General features: G+C 75.5%; 11 protein-coding genes. 8 read left to right on the top strand and 3 right to left on the bottom strand.

Annotated elements, in window-relative coordinates:
- The first annotated feature begins 18 nt into the window (after window positions 1-18).
- The 4 genes from AB0D66_RS14255 to AB0D66_RS14240 all read left to right on the top strand — a co-directional run bounded on the left by AB0D66_RS14255 (window position 19) and on the right by AB0D66_RS14240 (window position 5963).
- On the top strand, window positions 19-1623 hold the full coding sequence (locus tag AB0D66_RS14255; RefSeq protein WP_362301718.1) for an IucA/IucC family siderophore biosynthesis protein: 1605 nt from the start codon (window positions 19-21) through the stop codon (window positions 1621-1623).
- Between the two features lie 121 nt (window positions 1624-1744).
- Entirely contained in the window at window positions 1745-3196 is a 1452-nt protein-coding gene (gene argG, locus AB0D66_RS14250) for an argininosuccinate synthase (protein ID WP_362301715.1), read from the top strand.
- A 165-nt stretch (window positions 3197-3361) separates the two neighbouring features.
- Complete coding sequence (locus tag AB0D66_RS14245; protein WP_362301712.1) at window positions 3362-4873, top strand: FAD-binding oxidoreductase; 1512 nt, start codon at window positions 3362-3364, stop codon at window positions 4871-4873.
- Window positions 4874-4880: 7 nt separating this feature from the next.
- Window positions 4881-5963 carry a trypsin-like peptidase domain-containing protein gene (locus tag AB0D66_RS14240; RefSeq protein ID WP_362301709.1) on the top strand — a complete coding sequence of 361 codons (1083 nt, stop codon included), beginning with the start codon at window positions 4881-4883 and terminating at the stop codon, window positions 5961-5963.
- On the opposite strand, the gene AB0D66_RS14235 is transcribed toward AB0D66_RS14240, so the two are convergent.
- The gene (locus tag AB0D66_RS14235) at window positions 5917-6309 is read right to left on the bottom strand and encodes a hypothetical protein (protein WP_362301706.1); all 393 of its coding nucleotides are present in this window, start codon (window positions 6307-6309) and stop codon (window positions 5917-5919) included. The two genes, AB0D66_RS14240 and AB0D66_RS14235, sit on opposite strands and share 47 nt — an antisense overlap.
- A 76-nt stretch (window positions 6310-6385) precedes the next feature.
- Complete coding sequence (locus tag AB0D66_RS14230; RefSeq protein ID WP_362301703.1) at window positions 6386-7333, bottom strand: AEC family transporter; 948 nt, start codon at window positions 7331-7333, stop codon at window positions 6386-6388.
- A 73-nt stretch (window positions 7334-7406) separates the two neighbouring features.
- Here AB0D66_RS14230 and AB0D66_RS14225 point away from each other — a divergent pair, with 73 nt between their 5' ends.
- From AB0D66_RS14225 to AB0D66_RS14210, 4 genes are all read left to right on the top strand, one after another.
- On the top strand, window positions 7407-8756 hold the full coding sequence (locus AB0D66_RS14225; RefSeq protein ID WP_362301700.1) for a histidine kinase: 1350 nt from the start codon (window positions 7407-7409) through the stop codon (window positions 8754-8756).
- Entirely contained in the window at window positions 8753-9433 is a 681-nt protein-coding gene (locus AB0D66_RS14220; RefSeq protein WP_362301698.1) for a response regulator transcription factor, read from the top strand. The genes AB0D66_RS14225 and AB0D66_RS14220 overlap by 4 nt, the downstream gene beginning before the upstream one ends.
- Window positions 9434-9552: 119 nt before the next feature.
- A complete protein-coding gene (locus AB0D66_RS14215) occupies window positions 9553-10596 on the top strand; it encodes an alpha/beta hydrolase (protein ID WP_362301695.1) in 1044 nt (347 codons plus the stop codon).
- The gene (locus AB0D66_RS14210; RefSeq protein WP_362301692.1) at window positions 10593-11822 is read left to right on the top strand and encodes an acyltransferase; all 1230 of its coding nucleotides are present in this window, start codon (window positions 10593-10595) and stop codon (window positions 11820-11822) included. The genes AB0D66_RS14215 and AB0D66_RS14210 overlap by 4 nt, the downstream gene beginning before the upstream one ends.
- A gap of 69 nt (window positions 11823-11891) precedes the next feature.
- Here the strand turns inward: AB0D66_RS14210 and AB0D66_RS14205 are convergent, their stop codons facing one another.
- The gene (locus tag AB0D66_RS14205) at window positions 11892-12314 is read right to left on the bottom strand and encodes a DUF350 domain-containing protein (protein WP_069923065.1); all 423 of its coding nucleotides are present in this window, start codon (window positions 12312-12314) and stop codon (window positions 11892-11894) included.
- Between the last annotated feature and the right edge of the window lie 67 nt (window positions 12315-12381).

Below are 12381 nucleotides of genomic sequence, written 5' to 3'. Positions count from 1 at the left end.
ATGTACGGAGCTCCCAGCATGTATCTTCCCGCTTCCCCCGCCGAAGAGGCGGTCGCGGCAGAGCTGGTATCGGTGCGCCCCGCGCTCGAACCGGCGTACACCGGCGCACTCGGCGGGGCACGCGCCGCCGTACTGACCCGGCTGTGGCGGGCCCTCGCCTTCGAGCCGCTGCCGTGGGTGGCGGGCCGGGAGCGGGGCGCCGACGGGCTGACGCTGCTGCTGGCCGGGGGCGGCCGCCTGGAGGGCCCGCTGCCGGACGCCTACGCCACCACGCCGTACGTACGGGAGGTGCTGCTCGACGGAAAGCCCCACCGGCAGGCCGCCCGGCTGATGGCGGCCCTGGGCGTGCCGCACGGGGAGGGGTTCGCCGCCGAGCTGGACGGCAGCACGGCCTCGCTCGCGCTCTCCCGCGCCGGACAGCCGGCCGCGGGCGGGGACGGGGACGCGGGCGGGGGCGCGGGCGGGAACGGGTACCCGGTCCGGGACACGGACTGGGGCACGGTCCGGGGCGAGGACCCGGACGATCCCGGCCCGCGGACCACCCGGGAGTGGGAGCAGCGCGTGGTCGACGGCCATCCGTACCACCCGAACTGCCGTTCCCGGCCCGGCTTCTCGGTGGCCGAGCAGCTGGCGTACGCACCCGAGCACCGGCCGGTGGTGGAGCTCGGGCTGGTCGCCGTACGGGCCGAGGAGTGCCTGGTCACCGAAGGCTGGCCGGCGGAACTGCGGGACGGCGGGCGGGTCCTGGTCCCGGTGCACCCCTGGCAGGCGGAGCACGTGCTGGGGCACGAGCGCGTGCGGGGCGGCTTCGCGGCGCATCCGCTGATGGCGCTGCGGACGCTCGCCCCGGTGGCGGGCGGGGCGCACGTCAAGACCGCGCTCAGCACCCGGCTCACCTCCTCGGTACGGGACATCTCCGGCTACTCCATCGAGACGGCCGCGGCCGTCTCCGCCTTCGCCCAGGCCCTGTCGGAGCGGCTCGACGGGCGGCTGCACGTCACCCGCACCCTGGGCGCGGTCACCGCCCACAGCCCGGACCTCGCGGCCGTGCTGCGCGAGCCGCCGGAGGTGTACGCGGACGAGGCCGCGGGCGAGCGGGTGCTGCCGGTGGCCGCGCTGGCCTGGTTCCCCCCGGCGCGCTCGGCGTCCTGGCTGGCCGAGTTCGCCCGGCTCGCGCTGTCGGTGTCCCTGCGCGTGCTGGAGCTCGGCGTGGCCCTGGAGGCCCACGGCCAGAACCTCCTGGTCGTCCTGTCCGCCTCCGGCGCCCCGGTACGGCTGGTCTACCGAGATCTCGCCGACATCCGGATCAGCCCGGCCCGGCTGGTCCGGCACGGGCTGCCGGTACCGCCCCTGTCCGGACGGCTGATCACCGACGACGTGACCGCCCTGCGCCGCAAGCTCTTCGGCTCCGTGCTGACCGGGGCGCTGGGCGCCACTGCGGGCTCGGCCGGCGCCTTCGCCGGGGCCTTCGCCTCCGCGGCGGCCGGGCTGCCGGCCACCCCCGACACCGAGGCGCTGCTGACCGGGCCCCTGCCCACCAAGGCGCTCACCCTGATGCGGCTGAGCCCCGGCGTGCCGGGCGACCAGTGGGCGGAGCTGCCCAATCCGCTGGCCGGGGGGTGAGTGGCGGCGCCGGCCTCACCCGAGCGGACGCCGGGGGCTCGCGGCCGGCGCGCGCACCCCGGTCCGTGGGCTCCGGAACGGCTACGTTGCATGATCATGCATGATGCCGCATACTCTTCCTATGTCTAAGGTTCTCACCTCACTGCCCACCGGCGAGCGCGTCGGCATCGCCTTCTCCGGCGGACTCGACACCTCCGTCGCAGTCGCGTGGATGCGCGACAAGGGTGCCGTCCCCTGCACCTACACCGCCGACATCGGCCAGTACGACGAGCCCGACATCGCGTCGGTCCCCGGCCGTGCGACGGCGTACGGCGCCGAGATCGCGCGCCTGGTCGACTGCCGCGCCGCGCTGGTCGAGGAGGGCCTGGCCGCGCTCACCTGCGGCGCGTTCCACATCCGCTCCGGCGGGCGGGCGTACTTCAACACGACGCCGCTCGGCCGCGCCGTCACCGGCACCCTGCTGGTCCGGGCGATGCTCGAGGACGACGTGCAGATCTGGGGCGACGGCTCCACCTTCAAGGGCAACGACATCGAGCGGTTCTACCGCTACGGCCTGCTCGCCAACCCGCACCTGCGCATCTACAAGCCGTGGCTCGACGCCGACTTCGTCACCGAGCTCGGCGGCCGCAAGGAGATGTCGGAGTGGCTGCTCGCCCACGACCTCCCCTACCGCGACAGCACCGAGAAGGCCTACTCCACCGACGCCAACATCTGGGGCGCCACCCACGAGGCCAAGACCCTGGAGCACCTCGACACCGGCGTCGAGACCGTCGACCCGATCATGGGCGTGCGGTTCTGGGACCCCTCCGTCGAGATCGCGGCCGAGGACGTGACCATCGGCTTCGACCAGGGCCGCCCGGTGACGATCAACGGCAAGGAGTTCGCCTCCCCGGTCGAGCTGGTCATGGAGGCGAACGCCATCGGCGGCCGCCACGGCCTGGGCATGTCGGACCAGATCGAGAACCGGATCATCGAGGCCAAGAGCCGCGGCATCTACGAGGCCCCGGGCATGGCCCTGCTGCACGCCGCGTACGAGCGCCTCGTGAACGCGATCCACAACGAGGACACCCTCGCCCAGTACCACAACGAGGGCCGCCGGCTCGGCCGCCTCATGTACGAGGGCCGCTGGCTCGACCCGCAGGCGCTCATGATCCGCGAGTCGCTCCAGCGCTGGGTCGGCGCGGCCGTCACCGGTGAGGTGACCCTGCGGCTGCGCCGCGGCGAGGACTACTCGCTCCTCGACACCACCGGCCCGGCCTTCAGCTACCACCCGGACAAGCTCTCCATGGAGCGCACCGAGGACTCGGCGTTCGGCCCGGTGGACCGGATCGGCCAGCTCACCATGCGCAACCTCGACATCGCCGACTCCCGCGCCAAGCTGGAGCAGTACGCCGCTCTCGGCATCGTCGGCAACACGCACGAGACCCTGATCGGCGCCGCTCAGGCCGCTTCGACCGGGCTGATCGGTGCGATGCCGGAGGGCGGCGCCGAGGTCATCGCCTCCCGCGGCCTGGCCGAAGGCGACGACGAGCAGATGCTCGACCGCGCCGCGATGGAGTTCGGCACCGACTGACGGGCGCCGGCCCGGCCCGCACCTGCCGGGACCGGCCGGCACCGACCCGCACCGGCCCACGGCCGGCCGGCCCGCGCCGGCCGGCCGTGGGCCGTTCGGGGGTCAGCCCGGTGTGTGGGGGCCCGCCTTCACGCCCTTCGGCGCGGGCGGTGGCAGGAAGGAGGCATGAGCCTCCGTCGGCGCCAGGTCCTGGGCAGTGCGGCCGCGGCCGTCCTCGCCACCGTGGGGGCGGCCGGCCGGGGCCCTGACTACGCCGCGCTCGCCCGCGGGATCGACGGGCGGCTGGTGCTTCCCGGCGACCCCGCGTACCCCGAGGCCCGGCAGCTCTTCCAGCCCCGGTACGACTCCGTGGCCCCCGGGGCGGTCGCCTATCCCGCCCATGCGGCCGATGTGGCCGTCTGCCTGGACTTCGCCCGCCGCTCGGCCGTGCCGGTGGTCGCCCGGGGCGGCGGGCACGGCTATGCGGGATGGTCCACCCGCGCCGGGGGCCTGGTCGTCGACGTCGGGGCCATGGCCGCGGTCGAGGCCGACGGGGACGGCGTACGGATCGGCGCGGGGGCCAGGCTCGGGGACGTGAACGCCGCCCTCGCCGGGCGCGGGCTCGCCGTGCCGACCGGGCTGTGCCCCTCCGTCGGCATCGCAGGACTCACCCTCGGCGGCGGCCTCGGCCCGGCCTCGCGGGCGTACGGCGCCACCTGCGACCGGCTCACCGCCGCCCGGGTCGTCACCCCCGACGGGGCCGTGCGCGAGGTGTCCGCCGACCGGGACCCGGATCTGTTCTGGGCCCTGCGCGGCGGCGGGGGCGGCAACTTCGGGGTGGTCACCGAGTTCCGGTTCCGCACCCACCCGGCGGGCGACTGCGCCCTCGCCGAACTCCACTGGTCCCACGGCGACTCGGCGGCGGTCCTGCACGGCTGGCAGCGCTGGCTGTCCGGACTCCCGGACCCGTTCTGGTCCCAGGTGGAGTTCACGGTCGAGGCGGGATCCGCCGCGCCGCCCCCGGCGGTCCGCGTGGTGTGCCTCGACGGGCGCCCGGAGCTGGAGCGGCAGCTGACCCGCCTGGCGGACCTGGTCGGCCGCCCGCCCCGGGACAGCTGGAGCACCGTACGGAGCTACGGGGACACGGTACGGACCCTGTCGGGCTGCCTGGAGCGCAGCGCGGAGCAGTGCCGGCTGCCGGGCACCCTGCCCGGCCGGGACCCCGCGGGCCTGCTGGGCCGGGACTCGTACGCGGCGCGCTCCGACTTCTGGACGGGCGCCGGGCTGCCGGACGCGGCGGTCGGCGCGGTGCTGGCCGCCGTCCGGCGGTACGGCGCGGAGGTTCCGCCGGGCGGAGTCGGGGTGGTGCAGTTCGACGGGGTCTGCGGGGGCGCCCTGAACCGGGTCGGGGCCCTCGACACCGCCTTCGTGCACCGCGACAGCGCCTTCCTCGCCCAGTACCTCGCCTACTGGCCGCGGTCCGCGACGGCCGCGGAGGCGGCCCGGCACCAGTCCTGGCTCGACGGGCTCTGGCAGGACCTGCGCCCCTGGGCGAGCGGCCGGGCGTACCAGAACTACGCCGACCCGCGGCTCGCAGGCTGGCGCGGGGCCTACTACGGGCCGAACCTGTCGCGGCTGGAGGACGTCCGCCGCGCCTACGACCCCGACCGGTTGTTCCGCTTCCCCCAGGCGCTCTAGGAGACCCATGCGACGTACGTTGACGATGGCCGCGGCGGTCGCCACCCTGCTGCTCCCGGCCGGGCCGCTGCCCGGCGCCGGGGCGGGCGGCGGCGCGCAGGCGGCGGTGGGCCGGTGGTCCGCCCGGGAGGCGCAGGCCTTCTGGACCGCCGAGCGGATGGCCTCGGCCGCCCCGCTGCCCCCGGCGGAGCCCGCACCGCCGGCCGGGACGCTGCCGGCAGAGGCGCCGTCGGGCCCGGTGGCCGAGCCGGGCGAGCCCGTACCCCCGTCAACGCCCACCCCGGCCGCCCCGTCGTCCGCTCCCGCAACCGCGCCCGAGCCCGCTCCCGTCCGCAGGCCGGCTGCCGCGCTGCCCGCCGCCGCAGCGCCCGGGGTCGGCCAGAACTTCGACGGCATCCCGGTCGTGGGCCGGATGTTCGTGGTCAAGGGCGCCGGGTCGTACTTCTGCACCGCGAGCGTGGTGGCCTCCCCGGGGCGCAACCTGGTACTCAGCGCGGCGCACTGCCTGCTCGGCGCGGACACCCAGCGGGTGGCGTTCGTACCGCGGTACACGCGCGCGAAGCCCCAGCCGTACGGGATGTTCCCCGTCCTGCGGGACGCCGCCGGGCGCTCCCGGATCTGGATCGACCCGCGCTACCGGTCCCGGGGCGTCGACCGCGCGGCCGGGCTCGACGTGGCTTTCGCACAGGTGGGGCCGAACGCCGCCGGGGTCCCGGTGCAGAACGTGGTCGGCGGCAACCGCCTGGTCACCGGCGCCGGTTACGCGCATCCGCAGGTCACGCTGATCGGGTACCCGTCCTCGGCGGCCCGCCCGCGCCGGTGCGTCAACCGGACGACGAAGTTCACCAGCAGGGACGCGCGGATCCCCGGCTCGTTCCTGCGGATCGACTGCACCGGCTACCCGGGCGGGACCAGCGGCGGCCCGTTCCTGGTCCGCTACGACGCCCGCACCAGGACCGGCGACGTGGTCGGGGTGATCGGCGGCTGGAAGACCGGCGGGGACACCGCCGACACCTCGTACAGCTCCTACTTCGGCTCGGACATCAGGAAGTTGTACGCGAAGGCGGTTGCCGGGGCAAAGGCGGGGTGAGCACCCGCACCCACCGCGTCCGGCGCGGGTTGCCGACCGTCCGCGGCGTCGCCGGCAGCCCCGCGGCGGTCAGCGGGTCGGCGGGCGCGAGGCCGAGCCGGCGGCGCAGGTCGGCGAGCGCGGCGTGGACCGGCGCGAGCACCACTTCGGCCCCCGGGTCGATGTGCGCGAGGGCGTGCGCGGTGGTCTCGATGGCCTCGGCGGCGTCCTCGGCGGCGGACCGGCTCCACCCTCCGGGCGCGCCGGTCCGCCAGGGCGCGACGGTGTCGTAGAGGTGGCAGGCGGCATCGGCCACGGCGTCGGCCCGTTCCCCGACGCCCGGCGCCGCGATGGTCGGCAGTTCCATACCGGCCCAACGAGCCGCTGCCCTCCGGGGGTACGACCGGATGCCGCGGCAGCGCCGCACCGCGGCCGCGGGGTCGTCAAGAGGCCACGGCGTGGAGCCACAGGGGCAGGAGGAGGAGGGAGGCCAGGGAGGTCTTGATCACTATGGAAGCCGAGAGGGCTACGCCGACGTCGTAGCGCTGGGCGAAGATGAACAGGTTCTGCGGGGTGGGCATCGCGGCGAGTACGACGAGGTACGCGAGCCATTCGCCCCGCACGCCGACCAGGGCCCCGCACACCGCCCAGGTCAGCAGGGGGAAGGCGAGGCACTTGAAGGCGATGAGGGCCAGTTCCTCGCGGGTGGTGCCCCGCAGGTCCAGGCCCAGGCCGCCGAGGTGCAGGCCGAGGGCGAACAGGGCCACCGGGGAGGCGCTGTCGCCGACGAAGGCGGCCGCGTCCAGGACCACGGCCGGGACGTGCACGGACAGCAGGTTGAGGAGGATGCCCGCGTTGCAGGCGAGGACCAGGGGGGTGGCGAGCGAGGCGCCGAGGGCCCGGGCCAGGCGCCGTCCGGGGCCGCCCGCGCCGGGGCCCGCCCGGCCGAGCTCCATCACGGCGATGACGGCCAGCGACAGCACGCAGACCTGGAACAGCAGGACCGGGAAGATCGGGGCGGCCGTCCCGAACACGGTGATGAAGACGGGGACGGCGAAGTACGCGGTGTTCACCTGGACCCCCGCCATGACGCGCAGGGCCACCCCGCGGGGTTCCCTGATCCCGTGGGCCACGGCCGCCGCCGCGACCGCCGCCGCCGCGAGGGCGGCCGCCCCGGCGTAGCCGCCGATCGCCCGCCAGTCGAACAGGGCCGCCAGGTCGCCGGCGTAGATGTTGCCGAAGAGGTAGCAGGGCACGGCGAACAGGAAGGCGTAGTCGGAGAAGGCTTTGGAGGCCTCGGCCGGCACGGCCTTGCGGCGGGCCAGCAGCACTCCGCCGCCGAAGGCCAGCAGCACCGGCACCAGCTTTTCCAGCGCGGCAGCCCCGCCCATGCCCACAGCTCCCCCGTGATCGTCCGGCCGGCAGCCTATCCGCCGGTCCCGTTGCGCATAGGCTGGCCCGATCATGAGCGACAAAGCCCGCTTCCGGCTGCGCGGCCGGACCCGCGACGTCCCTGCCGTCCCGTCCTCCCCCGGCCCGCGGGTGCCCGGCGCGCTGGCGCAGCTGGCCGTGGTGCTGCGCACGCCCGCCCGGGCGGCTCAGCCGCTGTTCGCGCAGGCGCCCAAGGCCTGGCAGCGGATGCTGCCGTTCGCCGTGGTCGGCGTCTTCGTGGTGACCCTGCTGCCGGTGACCATCGCCGTGCTGGCCAACGACTACGGGCTGGGCGGCGGCTGGGCGGGCGCGCTGGGCGTGGCGCAGACCGTGCCGCTGCTGCTCGCGGTGACCCGGCCGCTGCACGCCTGGGCCGTGGTCCTGCTCGCCGACACGATCGGCGCGATGCTGCTGATCCACGCCGAGCGGGTCGCCGCGCACCCCTGGCCGTGGACGCCGATGGTGATCGTCGGGTACTTGCTGCTGATGGCCTGCCTGGGGCTGCGCGAGTCCATCCGGACCCTGGTCGGGGTGTGGCTGGCGACCGGCGCGGTCGGGGTGGTGCTGGGCTTCTTCCAGCCGGACGGCACGATGAACACCGCCGCGCTGCTGTTCGTGCTCGGCGGGGTGATGCTGGCGCTGACGGGCGCGCTGCGCGGGCTGGGCGACGCGCAGCAGCGGATCGCCGAACAGGAGAGCATCAGCGAGGCGGAGCGGGCCCGGCGGACGCTGCTCGAGGAACGGGCGCGGATCGCCCGGGAGTTGCACGACGTGGTGGCCCACCACATGTCGGTGATCACCGTGCAGGCCGATTCCGCGCCGTACCGGCTGCCGGGCATGCCGGAGCCGGTGCGCGAGGAGTTCGCGGCGATCGCGGCCGCCGCACGGGAGTCGCTGGGCGAGATGCGGCGGCTGCTGACCGTGCTGCGCGGGGACGGGACGGAGCGGGCCGAGGGCGAGAAGGCGCCGCAGCCGGGGATCGGCCGGATCCAGCAGCTGGTGGAGGCGACCGTACGGGCCGGGCAGCCGGTGGAGTTGTCGCTGGCCGCCGGCGCGGCCGAGGCGGCCCCGCCCGCCGTGGACCTGTCGGCGTACCGGATCGTGCAGGAGGCGCTCGCCAACGTGGTCCGGCACGCCCCCGGGGCGGCGGCGCGGGTCTCGGTGACCGTCGACGAGGACGAGGTCCTGGTGCTCGTGGTCAACGGTCCGGCCCCGGACGCCGTGGTGGCGCTGGAGAGTTCGGGCACGGGGCACGGCCTGGTGGGGATGCGGGAGCGCGTACGGTTGACCGGCGGGACGCTGGACACCGGTCCGCTGCCCGACGGCGGCTTCCGGGTCGCCGCCCGCCTTCCCCTGAACACCCCCGACGAGGAACCCAGTTGACCATCCGAGTGATCATCGTCGACGACCAGGCCATGGTGCGGGCGGGGTTCGCCGCGCTGCTGTCGGCGCAGGCCGACATCGACGTGGTGGGCGAGGCGCCCGACGGCCGGCAGGGAGTGCAGGTGTCCCGCTCCACGCACCCCGACGTGGTGCTGATGGACGTGCGGATGCCGGAGATGGACGGGCTCACGGCGGCCCGGGAGCTCCTCGACCCCCCGCGCGGGGTGGTGCACCGGCCGAAGGTGCTGATGCTGACCACCTTCGACATCGACGACTACGTGTACGAGGCGCTGCGCGCGGGCGCCTCCGGGTTCCTGCTGAAGGACGCGCCCCCGGCCGACCTGATCGCCGCCGTACGGGTCGTCGCGTCGGGCGAGGCGCTGCTGGCGCCCTCGGTGACGCGCCGGCTGATCGCCGACTTCGTGCAGCAGCGCCCGGCGCCGCGCAAGGATCCGGCGCTGCGGCTGGCCGGCCTGACCCCGCGGGAGACCGAGGTACTGGAACTCATCGCGCGCGGGCTGTCGAACCAGGAGATCGCGGGCCACCTGGTGCTGGCGGAGCAGACGGTCAAGACGCACATCGGGCGGGTGCTGGCCAAGCTCGACCTGCGGGACCGGGCGCAGGCGGTGATCTTCGCGTACGAGGCGGGCCTGGTGCGGCCGGGCGACTCCGGCTGAGCGCGGCTTCTCCTCCACCCCCTACCGGGGTATGACATCCGACTTGGCTCCACGGTCCGACGTACGGGCCGGTACCTCCTTCCTACCTTCCCCCTCGTCACGAGGAGAGGAGAAGGGGCATGCGCCGCTTCGGAAGGACGATGGCCACGGCCGCGCTGGCGGTCGCCGTCGTCGGGGGGACCGCGGGGTGGGCCTCCGGCGACAGTCAGCGGGTGGTCACCGGGCCGCCGCCCGGCACCGCCGCCTGGCGGGCCGACACGGTGTCCGGCCGGGCGCTGCCCGATCCGGCGACCGCGGCGCCGCACGAGGTGGCCCGGTTCTTCGCCGGGCTGGACGGGGCCGCGCGCCGGGAGCTCGTACGGTCGCACCCGCTCGTGGTGGGGAACCTGGACGGGGCTCCGCTCCCCCTGCGGTACGAGGCCAACCGGATCGCGATCGCCGCCACGGGCGAGCCGCGCTACGCCTCGCTCGGGGCGCCGGGCCGGCAGATCCTTGCCTTCGACCCGCGCGGCCGGGGCCAGGTCGCCGAGGTGTTCGGGGACCTGGAGCACGCGGCGCACGTCTCGGTGGTCGTGCCGGGGTCGGACAACGACGCCACCCGCCACGACGCCCGGCGGGGGCCCGCCACCGGTCCGGCCGGGATGGCCGGCGCGCTGCGCGCGGCCGCCGGCGGGTCCACCGCGGTCATCGCGTGGATCGGCTACACCACCCCGGTCGGGGTGGGACTGGACGCGGCCGACGGCCGGCTCGCCGAGGCCGGGGCACCGCGCCTGGCCCGGTTCACGGCGGGGCTGGACGCGGTGGGCGCGCCGGACCCGGTGCTGTTCTGCCACAGCTACGGCTCCGTGGTCTGCGGGCTGGCGGCCCGGCACACGGACGCCACCGACATCGTGGCCTTCGGCTCCCCCGGCATGCGCGCCGGCACCGCGGCCGCACTGCGCACCGGCGCCCGGGTGTGGGCGGCCCGCGGACCCTCCGACTGGATCGCCGACGTGCCGAACGTCGAGTTCGCCGGGATCGGCCACGGCTGCGACCCCACCTCCGCGGCGTTCGGCGCCCGCCGGGTGCCCGCCGCCGACGTGCAGGGCCACACCGGCTACTTCGCACCCGGCACCCAGTCCCTGGCGGCGTTCGCCGCGATCGCGGCGGGAGAGGTCCGATGACGGCGCCGCGCACCCGGGCCCTGCTGGAGCGGACCGCCGACCGCATCGAGCGGCGGACCCCGGCCCACCGGGACCGGGCGGTCGACGGACTGCGCGCCCTGGCCCTGCTGGCCGTGCCGACGGGCCACTGGCTGCTCGGCGGTTTCACCCTCGACGCCGACGGCGGGCTGCACAACGCCAGTCCCCTGTCGGCCTTCGGCGCGCTGGCCCCGGCGAGCTGGGTGCTGCAGATGCTCGGCATCTTCTTCCTGGTCGGCGGCTACGCCTCGGCGCTGTCCTTCCGGCGCCGCACGGGCTCGGCGGGCGCGTGGCTGAAGGGGCGGATCGTCCGGCTGGGACGTCCGGTGCTCGGGGTGACGGCGGTGTGGGCGCTGGCCGCGCCGTTGCTGTACGCGGCGGGGGTGCCGGAGGCGACGCTGCGGACCGGGGCGACGCTGGTGATCCAGCCGCTGTGGTTCGTCGGGGTGTATGTGGCGATCACCGCGCTGACCCCGTACTGCGTGCGGGCGGCCGGCCGGCTCGGCGGCTGGGCCGCGGCTCCGCTGCTCGTCTCGGTCGCCGTGGTGGACTTCCTGCGCTACGGGCCGCTCGCCGGCTCGGTGCCGGGCTGGGTCCCGCTGCTCAACATCCTGCCGGGCTGGCTGTTCGCCTACCAGCTGGGTGTCGGCTGGGGTGAGGGGCGGATCGGGCGGCGCGGCGGCCGGCTGCTGCTGGCCGGCGGGATCCTGCTGTTCGCGGCGCTGCTCGCGGTCTTCCACTACCCGGCGTCGATGGTGGGCGTGCCGGGGGCGGAGCGGACCAACTCGCACCCGCCGTCGCTGCTCGTACTGGCCCTGGCGGCGGCCCAGTCGGGCGCCGCGATCCTGCTGCGCGACCGGCTGGCGAGGCTGCTGGCCCGGCCGGCCCTGTGGGCGCCGGTGGTCGTGGTCAACCTGTGTGCCATGACGATCCTGTGCTGGCACCAGACGGCCATGCTGGCCGCGGCGCTTCCCGGCTCGTTCCTGGGCGAGGTGGCGGGGCTGACGACGGCGCCGGACAGCCTGGGCTGGATCGCGGGCCGGCTGGCGTGGATGCCGGTGTTCGCGCTGCTGCTGGTCGCCATCGCCCGCTACGCGAAGCGGTTCGAGGGCCCGGCGCGGGAGGGACGCACGGCGCCGGCGGTGCGCCGGACCGTGGCGGGGCTGCTGGCGGCCGGGTTCGCGGTGTTCGCGCTGGGCCTGGCGTAGACCGCCCGGAACCGGATACGACGAGAGCGCCGCTGCCCGGGGGGAGCGGCGCTCTCGGTCGTGCCCGTGTCAGGCGATCGATGCCGCCACGATGGCGGCCACGGCCAGGTTGCAGGCCGAGGAGACCCAGACCGCCGGGTGGGGCTCCGGGTCGACGACGATGGCGCCGAGCTTGCCCGGGGTCACCACGTCGAGCACCAGGAAGGCCACGGCCATCAGGATCAGGCCGAGCAGGCCGAAGGCCGCGGTCGACAGCAGGCCCTTGCCGAAGTCGTCGTACGTCGTCCAGATCGAGGTGAAGACGATGCCGCCGATGCCGAGGAGCGCGGAGCTGAGGAAGAGGGCCGCGTTGCGGTTGCGCTCCTCCCAGATCTGCTTGGGGAGCTTCCCGGGCGTCAGCACGTCCACCAGGACTATGCCGAGGATCAGCAGCACGAGGCCGAGGGCGCCGTACGCGCTGGTGCGGCCAAGTCCGTTGATGATGTCGCTCATTGAGAAGCCTGTCTCCGCGTGGGTGGGAAATGATGTGCCGTGGGCTGGCCGAATCTATCGCACGGCC

It is taken from the genome of Streptomyces sp. NPDC048270, from assembly GCF_040652335.1.
In the GTDB taxonomy this organism is placed as follows: Bacteria; Actinomycetota; Actinomycetes; order Streptomycetales; family Streptomycetaceae; genus Streptomyces.
Note: the sequence above shows the minus strand (reverse complement) of the source record. Positions and strands in the feature narration are given on the sequence as shown.

Excerpts from the sequence above, each read along its gene's own strand:
- AB0D66_RS14225 (WP_362301700.1), top strand. The coding sequence starts at position 7,407 with ATGAGCGACAAAGCCCGCTTCCGGCTGCGCGGCCGGACCCGCGACGTC.
- AB0D66_RS14245 (WP_362301712.1), top strand. The coding sequence starts at position 3,362 with ATGAGCCTCCGTCGGCGCCAGGTCCTGGGCAGTGCGGCCGCGGCCGTC.
- AB0D66_RS14235 (WP_362301706.1), bottom strand. The coding sequence starts at position 6,309 with ATGGAACTGCCGACCATCGCGGCGCCGGGCGTCGGGGAACGGGCCGAC.
- AB0D66_RS14230 (WP_362301703.1), bottom strand. The coding sequence starts at position 7,333 with ATGGGCGGGGCTGCCGCGCTGGAAAAGCTGGTGCCGGTGCTGCTGGCC.
- argG (WP_362301715.1), top strand. The coding sequence starts at position 1,745 with ATGTCTAAGGTTCTCACCTCACTGCCCACCGGCGAGCGCGTCGGCATC.
- AB0D66_RS14205 (WP_069923065.1), bottom strand. The coding sequence starts at position 12,314 with ATGAGCGACATCATCAACGGACTTGGCCGCACCAGCGCGTACGGCGCC.
- AB0D66_RS14215 (WP_362301695.1), top strand. The coding sequence starts at position 9,553 with ATGCGCCGCTTCGGAAGGACGATGGCCACGGCCGCGCTGGCGGTCGCC.
- AB0D66_RS14210 (WP_362301692.1), top strand. The coding sequence starts at position 10,593 with ATGACGGCGCCGCGCACCCGGGCCCTGCTGGAGCGGACCGCCGACCGC.
- AB0D66_RS14255 (WP_362301718.1), top strand. The coding sequence starts at position 19 with ATGTATCTTCCCGCTTCCCCCGCCGAAGAGGCGGTCGCGGCAGAGCTG.
- AB0D66_RS14240 (WP_362301709.1), top strand. The coding sequence starts at position 4,881 with ATGCGACGTACGTTGACGATGGCCGCGGCGGTCGCCACCCTGCTGCTC.